Annotated in this window: 14 protein-coding genes; 7 read left to right on the forward strand and 7 right to left on the reverse strand. The window is 72.9% G+C overall.

The genetic code is table 11. The annotated features are described in order from the left end of the window. Positions 1-84 precede the first annotated feature (84 nt). Complete coding sequence (locus JKJ07_RS26800; protein WP_236029880.1) at positions 85-1,389, forward strand: neutral zinc metallopeptidase; 1,305 nt, start codon at positions 85-87, stop codon at positions 1,387-1,389. Here the strand turns inward: JKJ07_RS26800 and JKJ07_RS26805 are convergent. Both JKJ07_RS26805 and glnII read right to left on the reverse strand, forming a co-directional pair. Next, positions 1,382-2,146: an N-formylglutamate amidohydrolase gene (locus JKJ07_RS26805; RefSeq protein ID WP_202994525.1), complete on the reverse strand. Its 765-nt coding sequence runs from the start codon at positions 2,144-2,146 to the stop codon at positions 1,382-1,384. The two genes, JKJ07_RS26800 and JKJ07_RS26805, sit on opposite strands and share 8 nt — an antisense overlap. Positions 2,147-2,152: 6 nt before the next feature. Further along, positions 2,153-3,163 (reverse strand): glutamine synthetase, encoded by a 1,011-nt coding sequence (gene glnII, locus JKJ07_RS26810; RefSeq protein WP_202994526.1) that lies wholly within the window; start codon positions 3,161-3,163, stop codon positions 2,153-2,155. 175 nt (positions 3,164-3,338) lie between these two features. Between glnII and JKJ07_RS26815 the strand changes: the two genes are divergently transcribed. Next, complete coding sequence (locus tag JKJ07_RS26815; RefSeq protein WP_202994527.1) at positions 3,339-4,955, forward strand: methyl-accepting chemotaxis protein; 1,617 nt, start codon at positions 3,339-3,341, stop codon at positions 4,953-4,955. Here the strand turns inward: JKJ07_RS26815 and JKJ07_RS26820 are convergent. Continuing rightward, positions 4,952-5,461, reverse strand: a complete 510-nt coding sequence (locus tag JKJ07_RS26820) for a DUF4142 domain-containing protein (RefSeq protein WP_202994528.1) — start codon at positions 5,459-5,461, stop codon at positions 4,952-4,954. The two genes, JKJ07_RS26815 and JKJ07_RS26820, sit on opposite strands and share 4 nt — an antisense overlap. A gap of 115 nt (positions 5,462-5,576) precedes the next feature. On the opposite strand from JKJ07_RS26820, the gene JKJ07_RS26825 reads away from it, so the two are divergent. Continuing rightward, positions 5,577-8,018, forward strand: coding sequence for an Hsp70 family protein (locus JKJ07_RS26825; protein ID WP_202994529.1), 2,442 nt, complete (start codon positions 5,577-5,579; stop codon positions 8,016-8,018). After that, positions 8,015-8,467 carry a GNAT family N-acetyltransferase gene (locus JKJ07_RS26830; RefSeq protein WP_202994530.1) on the forward strand — a complete coding sequence of 151 codons (453 nt, stop codon included), beginning with the start codon at positions 8,015-8,017 and terminating at the stop codon, positions 8,465-8,467. The genes JKJ07_RS26825 and JKJ07_RS26830 overlap by 4 nt, the downstream gene beginning before the upstream one ends. Before the next feature lie 42 nt (positions 8,468-8,509). Here the strand turns inward: JKJ07_RS26830 and JKJ07_RS26835 are convergent, their stop codons facing one another. From JKJ07_RS26835 to JKJ07_RS26845, 3 genes are all read right to left on the reverse strand, one after another. Next, entirely contained in the window at positions 8,510-9,106 is a 597-nt protein-coding gene (locus JKJ07_RS26835) for an SMI1/KNR4 family protein (RefSeq protein WP_202994531.1), read from the reverse strand. A 61-nt stretch (positions 9,107-9,167) separates the two neighbouring features. Then, the gene (locus JKJ07_RS26840; RefSeq protein ID WP_202994532.1) at positions 9,168-9,710 is read right to left on the reverse strand and encodes an HD domain-containing protein; all 543 of its coding nucleotides are present in this window, start codon (positions 9,708-9,710) and stop codon (positions 9,168-9,170) included. Positions 9,711-9,720: 10 nt separating this feature from the next. After that, the gene (locus JKJ07_RS26845; protein WP_202994533.1) at positions 9,721-10,068 is read right to left on the reverse strand and encodes a winged helix-turn-helix transcriptional regulator; all 348 of its coding nucleotides are present in this window, start codon (positions 10,066-10,068) and stop codon (positions 9,721-9,723) included. 47 nt (positions 10,069-10,115) lie between these two features. Between JKJ07_RS26845 and JKJ07_RS26850 the strand changes: the two genes are divergently transcribed. The 3 genes from JKJ07_RS26850 (at position 10,116) to JKJ07_RS26860 (ending at position 13,085) form a co-directional block, all read left to right on the forward strand. Continuing rightward, complete coding sequence (locus JKJ07_RS26850; RefSeq protein WP_202994534.1) at positions 10,116-10,838, forward strand: Rossmann-fold NAD(P)-binding domain-containing protein; 723 nt, start codon at positions 10,116-10,118, stop codon at positions 10,836-10,838. 11 nt (positions 10,839-10,849) lie between these two features. Beyond that, entirely contained in the window at positions 10,850-11,872 is a 1,023-nt protein-coding gene (locus JKJ07_RS26855) for a sialidase family protein (protein WP_202994535.1), read from the forward strand. Between the two features lie 67 nt (positions 11,873-11,939). Next, positions 11,940-13,085 carry a methyl-accepting chemotaxis protein gene (locus JKJ07_RS26860; protein WP_307834421.1) on the forward strand — a complete coding sequence of 382 codons (1,146 nt, stop codon included), beginning with the start codon at positions 11,940-11,942 and terminating at the stop codon, positions 13,083-13,085. On the opposite strand, the gene JKJ07_RS26865 is transcribed toward JKJ07_RS26860, so the two are convergent. Beyond that, on the reverse strand, positions 13,082-15,757 hold the full coding sequence (locus tag JKJ07_RS26865) for a CHAT domain-containing protein (RefSeq protein ID WP_202994536.1): 2,676 nt from the start codon (positions 15,755-15,757) through the stop codon (positions 13,082-13,084). The two genes, JKJ07_RS26860 and JKJ07_RS26865, sit on opposite strands and share 4 nt — an antisense overlap. Positions 15,758-15,797 lie beyond the last annotated feature (40 nt).

Raw genomic sequence — 15,797 nt, forward strand, 5'->3', positions numbered from 1 at the left:
ACACCGTAGTACCCGGCGCGCGGTTCATGTTCTCTCGACTTGGGGAACTACCGTCGGCGAGGTAGGCCTGATGAGGAGATGCCGATGGCGGCGAAGCGCCTTTTCGTGTCCGCGCTGGTCGCGGTGGTGGGGCTGACCGGGTGCAGCATCGTCCCGCTCGAGGAGGAACGTCCGGCGCGCCGGGGCTCCGGCAACGACACGGTCACCGCGGCCCTGACCGATGTGGAGCGGTTCTGGACGGCGCAGTTCGGCAGCGTCGCCGGCGGCGACAAGTTCACCAAGGTGCAGGGCGGCTACTTCCCCTACTCGCAGGCCGACCCGCCGCCGGCGTGCGGGGGCCAGCAGGCCTCGTACGAGCCGAACGCCTTCTACTGCCCGCCCGACGACTTCATCGCGTGGGACGCGCAGCAGCTCATCCCCCAGCTCGAGGACGACTACGGCCCGCTGCTGGTCGGCGTGGTGATGGCCCACGAGTACGGGCACGCCATCCAGACCCGGCTCGGCGACACCGAGCAGCCCACGGTCGTGCTCGAGCAGCAGGCCGACTGCTACGCCGGGGCCTGGCTGGCCGAGGTGCTGGCGGGCAAGTCGACGGCGTTCAAGGACGTGACGCCCGCGCAGCTCGACGACGCCGTGGCGGGCGTGCTGACGCTGCGCGACCAGCCCGGCACCCCGGCCCAGGCCGAGGGCGCGCACGGCAACGCGTTCGACCGCGTCCGCGCGCTCCAGGACGGCGTCGAGGAGGGCGTGACCACCTGCGCCGGCTACAACGCGCGCAACCTGCCCGTCACCGAGGTGCCGTTCACCAGCCGCGAGGACGCCGCGACGGGTGGCAACCTGCCCTACGACCAGGCGGTCTCGGCCCTCGCCGACGACGCCCAGGAGTACTGGCAGCGGGCGTACCCGAGCCTGGCCGGGGCGCAGTGGGCCGACCTGGCGGTGCAGCCGTTCCGGGCCGGCAACCCGCCCGGCTGCCCGCAGCCCGACGCGTCGGCCGAGGGCCGGGCGTTCTACTGCCGCGACGGCGACTTCGTGGCGTTCGACAGCAGCGAGCTCGGCCCGGCCCTGCACCAGCGGATCGGCGACTACGCGATCGGCATGCTGATGGGTGACCTGTTCGCCCGGGCCGCGCAGGACCGCCGCGGCGAGTCCACCCGGTCGGAGCAGGGCCAGCTGACCGTGGACTGCCTGGCCGGCTCGTGGACGAACGACATCCTGCGGCGGGAGCGGGGCGCCTCGCTCACGCTCTCCCCCGGCGACCTCGACGAGGCCGTGACGGCGCTGCTGGCCTTCGGCCGGGCCACCGAGGGCGGCGGCCCGACCGCTTTCGACCGGATCGCCGCCTATCGCGAGGGCGTGCTCAAGGGCCTGCGGGCCTGCGTCAGCTAGAGATCAGCGTGGCGAGGACGTCGGCCAGGTCGCCGAGGCCCTCGTGCGGGTCGCCGCCGGGCTCGGTCATGTAGGTGTCGCGGCGGATCTCGACCATCAGCGCCGAGACCCGCTGGTCCTTGCCGTAATAGGTCAGCGGCACGTAGGCGCCGGCGAACGGGGTGTCGACGGCCGTCTCGTAGCCGCCGAACGCCTTGCGGGCCGCAATCACCAGCGACGCCGGGGTGTGGAAGTCGTCGGTGCCCAGGCAGACCGGCGGGCGCGGGCCGTCGCCGTGCAGCTCGTAGGGCAGCGCCACCGTCGGGTAGGAGTGCACGTCGACGATCAGGGCGCGTCCCGTGGCGGCCAGCCGCTCGGTCACCAGAGCCTCAATTCCTTCCCCGTACGGGTGGAAGTGCTCGTCGAGCAGGTCACGATGCTCGCCGTCGGGGCGCAAGCGCCGGCCCGCGTAGCCGTGCGTGTAGACGGCCCCCATCCCCACGGCGCGCATCTCCTCGCGCTCGTCGGGGAACCGTTCCGGATCCACGACCAGGCGCGACAGCCCGTTGGCGAAGATCCACGGCCGTACGGGGGCGGTGTCGGCGGCCCGCAGCGCGATCAGGTCGGTGTGCGCGTCGGTCAGGTTGTCGAGCTCGTCGGTCAGCTCGGCGTCGTCGGGCAGCAGGCCGGCCCGGGCCCGCTCGGTGAGCTCCCGTGACGCGTGCGGCACGTGGAGGATCACCGGCGAGCCCGGGTCGCCGGGCAACACATGGAACACGGGGACTTACTCGGCCAGGGCCGAGCACACCGTGTTGACGATCAGGCGGGTCACGACGTACGGGTCGCAGTTGGCGTTGGGCCGGCGGTCCTCGATGTAACCCTTGCCGTCCTTCTCCACCTGCCACGGGATGCGCACCGAGGCGCCGCGGTCGGAGACGCCGTAGCTGTACTTGCTCCACGGCGCGGTCTCGTGCATGCCGGTCAGCCGCTCGTCGATGCCGGCGCCGTACCCGGCGACGTGCTCCTCGAGCTTGCCCGGGGCGCCCATCGACTCGCAGGCCGCGATGATCGCCTTGTAGTCCTCGCGCATGGCCTTGGTCGAGAAGTTGGTGTGCGCGCCGGCGCCGTTCCAGTCGCCCTTGACCGGCTTGGGGTCGAGGGTCGCGGAGACGTTGTAGTCCTCGGCGACGCGGTAGAGCAGCCACCGGGCGATCCACAGCTCGTCGGCGACCTGCGGGGCGGCCACCGGGCCGACCTGGAACTCCCACTGGCCGGGCATGACCTCGGCGTTGATGCCGGACAGGTGCAGGCCGGCCTCCAGGCACAGGTCCATGTGGGCCTCGACGATCGCGCGGCCGAAGACCTCGTCCGCGCCGACGCCGCAGTAGTAGCCGCCCTGCGGGGCCGGGTAGCCGCCGCCGATCGGGAAGCCGAGCGGGCGGCCGTCCTTGAAGAACGTGTATTCCTGCTCGATGCCGAAGATCGGCTCCTGGCCGGCGAACTTCTCCGCGACCTCGGCGCACGCGGCGCGGGTGTTCGTCGGGTGCGGGGTGCCGTCGATCAGCAGCACCTCACACATGACCAGCACGTTCTTGCCCCCGCGGATCGGGTCGGGGCAGGTGAAGACCGGCTTGAGCACGCAGTCGGACTTGTCGCCGGGCGCCTGGTTGGTGCTGGAGCCGTCGAAGCCCCAGATCGGCAGCTCCGCGCCGTCCTCGACGATCTTGGTCTTCGAGCGCAGCTTGGCGGTCGGCTGCGTGCCGTCGACCCAGATGTATTCAGCCTTGAACGGCAAAGCGGTCTCCTTGCGTGAGGGCGTTCCGGACCCGCAGAAGGCTACCGACGGACGGTCACTCTGAGTGCTCCCGGCCCGTGAGAGGATCACCACGCTCCGCGTTAACACAGGGGAAACACTGGGCGTTTCGCGGGTTTTCATCCGGATGAGGGGGACGACGCCTTAGCTTCGGAGCGTGCGGTTCTTGAGCAGCTTGGGCATCGGGGTGCGGCTGGCGGGCGCGTTCGTCGGCGTGTGCCTGTGCATGGTGATCGCGCTCGGGATCGGGCTGTGGGGGCAGAGCAGCGCCTCGGCGGCCACCGAACGCCTCGCGGTCGCGAGCGACATGCGCGGCCAGGCCATCACGGCCGAATACCGCACCGCCGACCTCAACGGCTGGCAGAACGGCTACGCCTTCGACATCCTGCGCGGCGTGCCCGACGCGGCCTCGGACGCCGTCGGGCAGCGCAAGAACTTCGTCGCGGCGAGCGAGACCTTCCAGCAGAGCCTGACCGCCCTCCGCGACGCCGACCTCTCCGCCGATCAGGATGCCGCCCTGGCCGTCGCCGAGAACGCTTTCAAGCAGTACATGTCGGTCGACGACGAGGTCATCCGGTTGTTCCGGGCGGGCACGCCGAGCGCCGTGAAGCAGGCCGGCGAGCTGGCCGCGGGCGAGTCGACCGAGCAGATGCGCGCCATCATCACGGCCATCGACACGCTCACGAAGCTCGCCGTCGAGCAGGCCGCCGCCGCCCGGTCCGACGCGCGGTCGGCCGCCGCCACCGCCCGCGACTTCATGCTCGTGGCCGGGCTGATCGCCCTGGCCCTGGCCGCCCTGCTGGCCTATCTGGTCACGCGAAGCATCACCGGCCCGCTCGGGGCCACGGTCGAGACCCTGCGTCAGGTCGCGGACAAGAACCTGACCGTACGGGCCCCCGACGGCGGGCGCGACGAGCTCGGGGTCATGGGGCGGGCGCTCAACAGCACGCTCGAGGTGCTGCTGCACGCGTTCAGCCGGATCAGCGACCACAGCCGTACGCTCTCGGGCGCCTCCACCGAGCTCAGCACCACCTCGACCCGGATCGCCGAGGCCGCGTCCGACGCGTCCGGCCAGTCCGACCGGGTGGCGTCGTCGGCCGAGGAGGTCTCGCGCAGCGTGCAGACCGTGGCCGCGGGCACCGAGCAGATGAACGCGGCCATCCGCGAGATCTCGGGCAGCGCCAGCCAGGCGGCGGCCGTCGCGGCCAGCGGCGTGGACAGCGCCCGCGAGGCCGGCGAGACGATCGGCCAGCTCGGCCGGTCCAGCGCCGAGATCGGCGAGGTCGTCAAGCTGATCACCGCGATCGCCGAGCAGACCAACCTGCTCGCGCTGAACGCGACGATCGAGGCGGCCCGGGCGGGCGAGTCCGGCAAGGGCTTCGCGGTCGTGGCCAGCGAGGTCAAGGACCTGGCCCAGGAGACGGCCAAGGCCACCGAGGAGATCGCGGGCCGGGTACAGGCCATCCAGGCCGACACAACGGCCGCGATCAGCGCGATCGACCGGATCAGCGGCATCATCGGCTCGGTCAACGAGCACTCGACGACGATCGCCGCCGCGGTCGAGGAGCAGACCGCGACGACGGCCGAGATGAGCCGCAACATCGTCGAGGCGGCCACCGGCTCGGGCGAGATCGCCCAGAACGTCTCCGGCGTGGCCACGGCGGCCCAGGTGACGTCGGCCGGGGTGGCCGAGGCGCAGGAGACGGCCGAGCGCCTCGAGACGATGTCGCACGAGCTGCGCGAGATCGTCGACCAGTTCCAGCTGACCCGTTAGCGGTGGCCGTAGCCCACGTCGTCGAAGGCCCGGTGGTGCGACGCGATGACCGGGACGGCGGCCGCGGCGACCTCGCGGACCCGGGCGTCGGCGCCGCTCACGGCCTCCTGGCGGGCGCCCTTGAGGGCCTTGGCGTGCCCGGCCATCTGGGTCGAGACGTAGAGCGGGTCGAACAGGCTGGGCGGCGTCACCTCGTACCGGGCCCCGATCGCCTGCTGCTTCTTGCTCGGCTCGTCGGGCAGGCGCACCCGCACGAGGGCCGCGACCCGGATGACCTCGGCGTCCATCGCCATGTGGTCGCGCACGAGCGTGGCCGCCAGGGCGCGGATGCCGGGGCTGGGCGACTTCTGCCCGGCGAGCCGGCCGCCGGCGATCTCGGCCAGATTGGTCTGATGGGCGACACGCAGGAACGTGGCGTCCCGGTCGGCGACACTGGCCAGGGCCGCGGCCGGGGCGGGCAGTAGCGCCCCGACCAGCGCGGCGGTGGCCACGGTTGTACGGAACATTTCGGGCCTCCCTCACATATCGGATACCGGGTACCCGGGCCCGGACCCGCTATGCGCGGACGGCGAGATTTTGTGGCGCTCCGCAACGAGGTGATCACGTGGCACTATGCCAGGCATGACGGTGTCGGCGCGGGGCTGGCGGGTCGGGATCGGCATCGGATCCGCCGCCACGGTGGCGATGCTGCGTGCCCCCGGGATGCGGCCGCGGCCGATCCTGGCCGGCGGCTCCCCCCGCATGCCGTCGTCGGCCGACCCGGTCTATCCCGGTCACCGCGACCCGCTGCAGGCGGGCTCGATGCTGCCGCAGCACCTGGCCCGGATCGCCCACGAGGTGCATCGGGCCGCGGGCACCGAGTTCGTCGAGACCACCGTCGCCTGCCCGCCCGAGTGGGAGAACTCGCGGCGCGCCGCGCTGGCCGAGGCCGTCACCCGGGCCGGGCTGAGCGGGGTCGAGGTGGTCGGCGAGGCCACTGCGGCCGCGGCCTACCTAACCGGGCTCGACGACAAGGCGGTGCCGCCCGGCGGCCTGCTGCTGGTCTTCGACGCCGGCGCCAGCAGCTGCGACGCGGGCCTGCTGCGCCGCACGCCCGGCGGGTTCGAGACGGTGGCGTTCGAGACGGTGGGCGACTCCGGCGGCATCCGGCTCGACACCGACCTGGTCGAGTTCATCGGCGCCCGCATCGCCGCCGGGAACAGGGCCGTCTGGCAGCGCCTGAAGGATCCGCTGACCCCCGTCGACCGGGCCGCCCGCCTGCTGCTCTGGGAGGAGGTGCGCGCCCTCAAGCAGCGGCTGTCCGAGCAGGACGAGACGACCCTGACCGTGCCGCTGGCCGACACCGTCCTCACCGTCACCCGCGAGGAGTTCGAGACGCTGGCCCGCCCGGTGCTCGACCGGGCCCTGCGGGTCACCCGCGACGTTCTCGGCCCGGCGAGCGTGGCCGCGGTCTTCCTGATCGGCGGGTCGAGCCGCATCCCGCTGATCGGCCGGCTGCTGACCGAGCTCACCGGCCGCGAGCCGATCACCGTCAAGGATCCCGACCTGGTGGTGGCCGAGGGCTGCACGCTGCTGGCCCGCAAGCAGGCCCCGCTGATCGACGACGACGTGCAGTTCACCGTCTACCGCCCGCTGCGGCTGCCGCCCAACCGGTGGGAGTCGATGCTGGTCTTCGCGCACAAGTCGGGCCCGGTCGTCGACCCGGTGACCGGCCCGCTCGACCCGATTCGCGAGGTGCGGGCCCGGGCCGAGCGCTTCTTCGGCGGCGAAAACCCTTCCCCCCGTACGGTGGACGCCCGTCGGCCGCTGGCCCGCGGCGCCCGGATCCGGATCGTCCCCGAGCTGCCCGGGGTGGAGTGCAACCCGCCCGAGCACGTCCTGGACTGGCACGAACCGGTGCACGAGCTGGCCTTCCGCCTGCGGGTGGCGCCGACCGCGCCCGAGGTGGTGCGCGGCTTCGTGCGGGTCTGGTGCGGCCCGATCGTCATCGGCGAGGTCTCGCTCGCGCTGCCGATCACCCTCGGCGACGTGCCGGTCGAGCGCACCCCCGAGCCGATCCGCCGGTACCGCAAGATCTTCCCGTCCTACTCGAGCCGCGACCGGGCGGTGGTCGAGGAGTTCGCGGCGGCCGCCCGCGCCCTCGGCGACCAATACCTGCAAGACGTGGTGACGCTGCGCTCCGGCGAGGAATGGAGCCCGCGCCTGCTCGAGCTGATCGAGGAGGCGGACGTCTTCCAGCTTTTCTGGTCGAGCAATTCCATGATCTCGGATTACTGCCGCGCCGAATGGGAATGCGCGTTGCGCCTGGGGCGGCCGTCGTTCGTCCGGCCGCTCTACTGGGAGGATCCGCTGCCCGAGGCGCCCCATCTGGGGCTGCCCCCGGCCGATCTGCGCCGCCTGCACTTCGCGAGAGTGCCCATCGCCGTGGCGGCCCCGGATCCGACCACGTCCGCTGGGAGCGCCCACGCGCCGTCCGCCCCGGGCACCCCAGCGTGGAGCCAGCCATCCCCTGTTGCTCCACGGTCGCCGGCGCCGGCCCCCGTTTCGGCGCCGGCGGCGTGTCTGCGGGTCGTCCCGGCCACCGGCGAGCCGGCCACGTTCGCCCTGCCCCGCCAGCGCGCCACGGTCATCGGGACGGCGGTCAACTCCGATCTGCGGCTCACGGACTCGTACGCGAGCCGCCGCCACGCCGAGATCACCCCGTCCGGCGGCCGGTTCCTGGTCGACGATCTCGGCAGCACGAACGGCACGACGCTCAACGGCCGCCGGGTCACCGGGCGCGAGCCGCTGCGGCCCGGCGACGTGATCGGCGTCGGCAAGACCAGCCTCACTTTTCTGGAACCGACTTCCGCTTCGCCGCCTTTTTCCGCCTCGCCGGCCTCCACCAAGGGCGTCGAGGCGCCGCGCCGGGCCTCGATCGGGCTCATCACGACGGGCGCGGCCCTGGCGGTCGCCGGCATAGGGTGGTGGCTTCTTTCCCCGTACGCGGGAATGGTTGTGGGTCTGAGCGCGCTGGTGGCCGGGCTGATCGTGCTCGTCGCCGGCCTCAAGCGGAGGGCGTGAGCGTGGAGCTGCGGCTCGCCTCGGGGGCGCAAGACGCTTCCCTCGTACGGGATCTGGTCGATCGCGCCTTCACCGTCTACATCGCGCGGATCGGGATGAAGCCGCGGCCGATGAACGCCGACTACGACGCGATCGTGGCCGCCGGGCGCTGCTGGGTGGCCGTCGACGCGGGCGAGATCGTCGGCATGATCCACCTCGAGACCGAGGCCGGGCACGTGGAGGTCGAGACGATCGCCGTCTCCCCCGCCGCGCAGGGCCGGGGCGTCGGCGTCCTCCTGCTGGCGCTGGCCGAATCCCGCGCCCGCGAACTGGGGCGGCCGGAGGTGCGGCTGTGCACCAACGTCGCCATGGTCGAGAACATCGCCTACTACCCGCGGCGCGGCTACGTCGAGACCCACCGGTCCACGGAGGAGGGCTTCGACCGCGTGTTCTTCAGCAAGCGCCTCTGAAGACCGCGTGTTCTTCACCAAGCGCCTCCTCAGCAACCGCCGCTAAAGGCTGTCGGTGCCGAAGTTGATGGTGAACGTGCCCGCCTCGACCCGGGTGATCAGCTCGCCGACGTCGGCGGCCTGCGGGAACGTGGTCTCCCAGCCCTCGCTGGCCAGGTCGGCCAGCAGCACCGGGGCCGGATCCTGGCGCAGGTCGAGCACCAGCTGCTCGCGGGAGCCGTCGCCGCCGATGATCGCGATGCCCGGGTGGGCCGCGACCGTGTCCCGCCAGGCGTCGTGCAGCTCGACCATCTCGCGCGGCGAATGCAGCGAGATGTAGGTGCCGCTCTTCTCCAGCCAGCCGCTGTGCAGCCACGAGTCGCTCTGCAGGTATTCGCGCCAGGCCGCGGGCAGCGGGTGACCCAGCGCGGCCTCGGCCTCGGCGAACTCGTCGTCGCCGATCGGGCCGCGGAAGTCGGCCTCCTCGTTGATCGCGCTCGCCAGGTGGCCGTCGGTGCGGTCGACCTCGACGCGGGTCACGTAGCCGACACCCTCGGCGGGCACGAGCGACTCACGGACGATCTTGGTGGCCTCGTCCCGGCCGACCAGCGGGCGCTCGCCGAGGTCGGACGGCCAGGCACGCCAGCCCGCCCCGGCCACGAGGTCGAGTTCGGCCTGACTGGTGGGACGCCAAAGCGTGACAGTGTCGATACGCCCGACATTACCTCCGGATCGGGTGGTTGTTCTGGAAAGCCAGGCGTTCGTCGGCTTTGTCGCCCAGCGCCGTCAAACGGTCGTCCAGGGCCAGGAAGACCTCCCACGGCTCGCGCCCGGAGAACGCGGCCAGCCGGCCGACGATCAGCCGCTCCAGGTCGTCGACGCGCTTGGCCTTCCAGACCTTGTCGGCCAGGCTGACCAGCAGATCCTCCAGCTCGACACCCTCGGCGGGCCAGGAGCCGTGAGTGCCGGCGAACCTGGCCAGCCTTTCCGGTACGCCGCGGGACAGCAGCAGCTCGTGGCCGGCGGGCTCGTGCCGGGTGCCGGGGGCCGACAGCTCTTCCACGTGCACTGTCTTGCCGATGTCGTGGGTGGCCGCGCCGAAGAGGACGGCGCTCTTGTCTACGGGCAGGCCAGGGTATTCGCTGCTCAACCAGTCCAGGATCGAGGCCGCCACGTCGTGGACCAGGAGCAGGTGGGCTGTCAGGCGCGGGGGCGCTTCGAGGTCGTCGAGGAGGGCTGTGGCCTCGGGTGGCAGGGGCAGCATTCGGGCCAGGTTAGCCGCGAGCCGCCATGCGGGCGTCCGCGATCTCGTCGGCGTGCGCCACGGCCCACTCCCCGAGCGCCACGACCAGGGGCAACAGCGAGCGGCCGAGGCCGGTCAGCTCGTACTTCTCCCCGCGCTTGATCAGGCCGTCGGCCTCCAGCGTTCGCAGGGTGCGGGTCAGGATGCGGCGGCTGACCGGCACCACCGTGCGGTCGAGCTCGTTGAAGCCGTACGGGCGCTCGGACAGCAGGGCCAGGATCAGCACGCTCCATTTCTCGCCCACCCGACGCAGCACGTCGGTGGCCGCGCAGGTCTCGCGGTCGGCGGCGGTCACGGGCAGCGGCAACAGCGGTGACATCTATGTGCCTTCTTTCGGCGGCCGTGGTGGTCCGTCCAGCATGGGGCATGCGGACAGTGGTGATCACGGGTGGGACGCGGGGAATCGGCGGGGCGCTGGCGGCACGGCTGCGGGCTCGGGGCGATCGGGTGGTGGCGCTGGGCAGCGCCGACGCCGATCTGTCGTCGGCCCGGCAGACGGTCGAGCTGGCCGAGCGGCTGCCCGAGCGGATCGACGCGCTCGTGCTGGCGGCCGGGCGGTTCTCCCAGCGCCGGGTGGTGACCGCCGAGGGGCTGGAGCAGAGTTTCGCGATCACCGTCCTGAGCCGTTATCTGCTGGTCGACCGGCTGCTTCCCCCGCTCGTGGTCAGCCTGTGCGGCGTCGGCGGCATCCCGCTGGGCCGGATCCACTGGGACGACCTGCAGCTCACCCGCCGCTACTCGCTGATGCGGGCCACGATGCAGGGTGCGCGGGCCCTCGATCTGCAAGGGGTGCACTTCGCCGGCCGTGGCTTGCGTTATGTCCTCTACAACCCGCTGCTGGTCGACAGCGGCATGCACCTCTATCTCGGCCAACCCTGGCGTACGGTCGTCGGCCGGGCCGCCGCGTGGTGGGGCGAGACTCCGGCGGCGGCCGCGGAACGCCTGGTCACGCTGATCGACGGTCCGGTGCCCCACGGCCTCAGCGCGTTCCGGCGCGGCGAGCCGCTTCCGGTGAGCGGGCCGGGGTTCGACCCGGGGTCGGCCGCCCGGCTGGCGGCGCGGTTAGATGGACTCCGAGCCGACACCTGAGGGGGTACACCGTGCCGACGCCGTTCACCGTCGCACGAGCCGAAGCCGGGCAGCTGGCCCATTTTCCCGACATCGTGCAGTTGCTCGACGGGCGCCTGCTGGCGACCTATCGGGAGGGTGCGGGCCACGTCCGCTCGGACGGGCGGATCGTCCTGGTCGAGAGCGACGACGGCGGCGAGACGTGGTCGTCGCCGTGGGTGGCGGTCGACGGCGAGTTCGACGACCGCGACCCGAAGCTGGGCCGCCTCGCCGACGGAACCGTGCTGCTGAGCTACTTCGTGATCGACTGGAGCACCACGCCGCTGCACACCACCCACGGCACATATGTGCATCGCAGCACCGACGGCGGCCGCACGTGGAGCGACCCGATCCCGGTCGGCACCGCCATGATCGACGAGGGCGGCCGGCTGACCCCCGCCGTGCCGACCTGGGCCGCCTCCCATGGCGGCGCGGCCGAGCTGCCGAACGGCGACGTGCTGCTCCCGCTGTACGGCCGGCTTCCGGGCGAGCAGTGGCAGCAGGCGACGGTGGTCCGCAGCACGGACGGCGGGCGCACGTGGCCCGCGTCGTCCGAGGTGCTGCTGGCCTCGGGTCCCGACATGCACTACCAGGAGCCCACGCTGACCGTGCTCGATGACGGCACGGTGGTCGCCCTGATCCGCACCACGGCCGACCAGGCCTGGATGTGCCGCTCCACCGACGGCGGCCACACGTGGAGCGAGGCCCAGCCGACCGACATGCCCGCCTCCTCCCACCACGCGCTCCCGCTGAGCAGCGGCGAGGTCCTGGTCACGTACGGGGATCTCTCGAAGCGCTTCTCGGCCCACCGCGACACCGTGGGCCGGCTGGTGCGCGACCCCGCCAAGACGTGGGACGGCTATCCGGACGTGCAGCTCTACGACTCCGGGCATCCCGACCAGGCCAACCCGTCGAGCGTCGAAGTGTCCCCGGGCAAATTCCTGACCCTGAGCTTCGACGTCCAGGAGGCCACGGTGGTGGGGGTCTTCACGACACCGGCCGACTACACCGGCTGATATCTCAACTGCCTTGCTGGGCGGCCGATTCTGGGGGCCACGAATTCGCCCCTCAGACAGGAGTGCCGTGCCCGTGATCGTGCTGTGGGTTCTGGCCGTGGTCGGTGCGGCCGTCGGGGCGTACGGGCTCGGCTTGGCCCGGCGCCGGAGGCGCGACCAGCACGAACTGGACGAGGTGCGCGCCGCCCTGGCCGCGGTCGGGGCGGAGCGGGAACAGGAGCTCGAAGCGGCGCGGGCCGAGCGCGAGCACCGGCTGCTGGACGCGCAGCAGGAGCAGCAGAAGAACAACCACCGGCTGCGGCGCCGGGCCCGCGAGGCCATCGACGAGTCCGGCACGGTGATCACCGAACGCCTGCAGGACGTGGTCGTGCAGGTCGGCGCGGCCCGGGAGGCGGCCACCGCCACGCACGGCCGGGTCACCGAGACCAGCGAGGCGGCGGCCGTCATGGTGCGGCGGGCGCGCTCGGCCGACGAGGCCGCGACCAAGCTCAACGCCAGCCTGCACCAGGTGGCCGGAATCGCCGGCGTGATCGGGGAGATCGCGTCGCAGACCCGGATGCTGGCCCTCAACGCCACGATCGAGGCGGCCCGGGCCGGTGCGGCCGGCAAGGGCTTCGCGGTGGTCGCCGACGAGGTCAAGAAGCTGGCCGATACGACGGCCGAGTCGACCGAGCAGATCGCGGCCACGGTCGCGGCGCTGGAGGCCGACGTGGCCGAGATGGGCGGCACGCTGTCGGCCATCGTGGGCGGGATCGGCGAGATCGAGGAGGCGATGGGCCTGCTCGGCGGGATCGCCGACGACCAGCACCAGATCGTCGAACGCCTCAACAGCACCGTCGGCGCGACGATGGAGCAGATCCAGGACTTGTCGGAGGTGGCCGACCGCCTCGAACGCCGCCGCAACGAGCGAATGGCCGCGGCCGGCCCGCTGACCGTACGGGTGGCCGGCCGGTCCCCGGCGACCGGGCAACTGGTCGACCTGAGCTCCGACGGTCTGGGCTGCCTGCTCCCGCTCAACGCGGCCGTCTCGGTGGGCGACAAGGTCACCGCCACGGTCACCCTGGCCGGCGCGACGTTCGAGGTAACCGGCGACGTCGTCCGGCGGGCCGACCGCTCCGACGGACGCGAACTGGGCATGCGCCTGACATCGGTCGAGCCGTCGGCCCAGCGCCAGATCGAGGCATACGTGACATCGGCGCTGGCCGCGAGCTAAGAACTGCCGAAACAGACGAACCCGGTTCCCGCAGCGGCGCCGCCCAGGGCTGCAGCCGGGGTCTGCCCCGCGCACAGAGCCCGGTGGAAGCGGACCATGACGTCACGGGCATCCTCATCGGCAACTCGGGCCACGCTGGCCACAACGGTGGCCGTGCCCGCGGCCAGCAGCGCCGACGCCATCCCGAACGACTCGTCACCCGGCCGCACCTCGCTCAGCCCCAGTTCACAACTGGACAGCACCACCAGCGCGGGCGGCCGGTCGAGGCGCTGCACGTCGTAGCCGAGCACCGGGCCGCCGGCGAGCTCCAGAGCCGAGAAGAGCGCGTTCTCGGCTTCGTGCCGCCCGTGCGCGGCGATGTGGGCCAGCCCCGCCCCGTCGAGCGCCCCCAGCGTGGCCGCCGGCCCGGCGCCATCCCCGGTCAGCACGGTGGCCCGGGGATACAGCGCGGCGATCGCAGCAATCTCGTCGGCGCCCCGCTCGTTGCCCGGCCCCGCGACAAGAGCGACCGGGCCGTCCGTCTTCCCCGCACGGCGGCGGGCCAGCCATGCCGAAGCCGACGGCGCGACGGTGACCGGCCGTCCCGCGCACCCCGGCAGCAGGGCCCACGGCGCGGTCATCAGAACCCCGGTCGGCACCACCACCAATTCCTGGTCACCGATCAGCGTCCACAGCGGGCCGAGCACCGCCGCCTGCAGCGCGTCGGCATCCCGCCGGGTGGCCTCGGCCACGGCGACGGCCAGTCGCTTCGGCAGAGCCCGCCCGGCGGCGGTATCAAGATCAGCCCGCAGCCGCAGAACGGCTTCCTCGGCCACTGCCCACTCCCCCAGCCCGGCCACGACGACACGCTCCCGGGTCACCACAAGCGCTCGCAGCTCATCTCGATTGCGCACGTACGCCACCAGCGCCGCCCCACCGAGACCCGCGCGCACGGCCCCGAGCGTCGCCACCGCTGCCACGCCCGTGCCCGCGCCCCGCACGGACCACGCACTCTCCCGGATCCGCCGTTCCAGCTCCCCGGCCCGCGCCCGCAACGACATCGCGCCCCGCCCGCCCGGCTCACCCACCCGCCCCGACACCCCGGCCCGCCCGCCCGGCTCACCCACCCGCAACGACACCCCGGCCCGCCCCTCCACCTCGGCCGCCCGCAACGCGAACCGGGTCTGCCGCAGATCCTCCAGGGCAGCCGCCACGACCGGATCGTCGGGCGGCCGAACCGGCGGCAGCAACAGCGCCTGGGCCCGCGCCCGCTCCGACCACCGGTGCACCGCCGCCGGCGAGCCGGTCTCCAACGCCGCCGCCAGCCCGGCCGCGGCCAGGTCATGCCCGTGCGCCGAGGCTCCGGTCTGCAGGTCCAGGCACCCGAACCGGGCCCGATGCCGGTGCAACGCGACCATCCCGGCCGCCAGTTCCCGTCCCGCTTCCTCGTGCAGTCCTGCGGCCCGGGCCAGTTCGGCGCGGGCGAGGCGCCCGAGCAGCCGCGTGTCGAGCCGGTCGTGTCGCCCCGGCCGCCCGTATTGAGTCAGAAGCCGCTCCGCCGCCCGCAGATCCGACCGCCCACCCGCCACGACTCGAGTGGACGCCACATGTTGACTGGACGCCACATGTTGACTCAGCGGTACATGTTGAGTTGACGCCACATGTTGATGGGGCACCCCATGTTGACTGGACGGCACGGGTTGACTGGACGGCACGGGTTGACTGGACGGCACGGGTTGACTGGACGGCACGGGTTGACTGGACGGCACGGGTTGAGTTGACGCCGTGAGAGTGGTGTCGGCTCGGGCGGCCAGCGCGCGCACGGCGATCAGGATCGCGACGCGGGCGTCCTCGGCCAGGCCCAGGCGACGCAGTTCGGTGGCGAGCCGCCGAGCCCGGGAGAAAGCGGCGGGCGCAGCGCGCAGACCCAGCAAAGCTGCGAGGGCCGCGCGCCGGGGATTGCCGCGGCGGAGGAAGGCCGTCCGGGCCTCCGCCGCCCAGGCTGCGGCGGCCGACGGGCGTCCGGCCAGCAGCGCGGCCTCCGCCCGGACGTGCAAGGCCTCGGCCACCGTGTTGTCCTGCCCTTGCGCCCGGGCCTGCTCGACCGCGAAGGCCAGCTCCCGGTCCGCCGCCTGGAACAGCCCGGCCGCGACCAGCGCCCGGGACCGCTCGACGGCCAGGGTCGGCAGTCGTCCCGGCACCACCCGCGAATAGGTGGCCCGCGACGCCGCGAACGAGCCCAGTGCGGCCGGCAGGTCACCCCGGACGACGTCCAAGCAGGCCAAGTTGACCTCGATCAACGCGATACCCAGCTCGATACCGTGACGGCGGCACAAGCGGAGGGCGCGGGTCATGTCCTCCCGGGCCGGACCTACCCGGCCCGAGTCCAGGTGGAGCATGCTGCGGTTGTTGAGGGCCTTGGCCAGGTCCAGCGGGTCGGTCAGCCCGGCGATGGCCCGGTCGAACCACGGCATCGCCAGGTCGGCCCGGCCGTTGCGGTTGAACAGGGCGGCCCGCTGGGCGTGCAGCACCGGGCGGCCGTCGGGCGGGGTGAGCGGCTCGGCCTCGTCGAGCAGGCGGTGGCCCAGGTCGACCCGGCCGCGTTCGGCCTCGGCCCAGGCCAGCGTGACCAGCACCCGGCCGCGGGCGGCGGGGTCGTCGGTCAGGCGCAGGGCGGCCCGCAGGCGGCGCACGGCCAGGGCGGGGCGGCCGTCGTCGCTGGCGGCCAGCCCG

It is taken from the genome of Paractinoplanes lichenicola (genome assembly GCF_016785085.1).
Taxonomy (GTDB): Bacteria; Actinomycetota; Actinomycetes; order Mycobacteriales; family Micromonosporaceae; genus Actinoplanes; species Actinoplanes lichenicola.

Excerpts from the sequence above, each read along its gene's own strand:
- JKJ07_RS26800 (WP_236029880.1), top strand. The coding sequence starts at position 85 with ATGGCGGCGAAGCGCCTTTTCGTGTCCGCGCTGGTCGCGGTGGTGGGG.
- JKJ07_RS26820 (WP_202994528.1), bottom strand. The coding sequence starts at position 5,461 with ATGTTCCGTACAACCGTGGCCACCGCCGCGCTGGTCGGGGCGCTACTG.
- JKJ07_RS26825 (WP_202994529.1), top strand. The coding sequence starts at position 5,577 with ATGACGGTGTCGGCGCGGGGCTGGCGGGTCGGGATCGGCATCGGATCC.
- JKJ07_RS26840 (WP_202994532.1), bottom strand. The coding sequence starts at position 9,710 with ATGCTGCCCCTGCCACCCGAGGCCACAGCCCTCCTCGACGACCTCGAA.
- JKJ07_RS26845 (WP_202994533.1), bottom strand. The coding sequence starts at position 10,068 with ATGTCACCGCTGTTGCCGCTGCCCGTGACCGCCGCCGACCGCGAGACC.
- JKJ07_RS26850 (WP_202994534.1), top strand. The coding sequence starts at position 10,116 with ATGCGGACAGTGGTGATCACGGGTGGGACGCGGGGAATCGGCGGGGCG.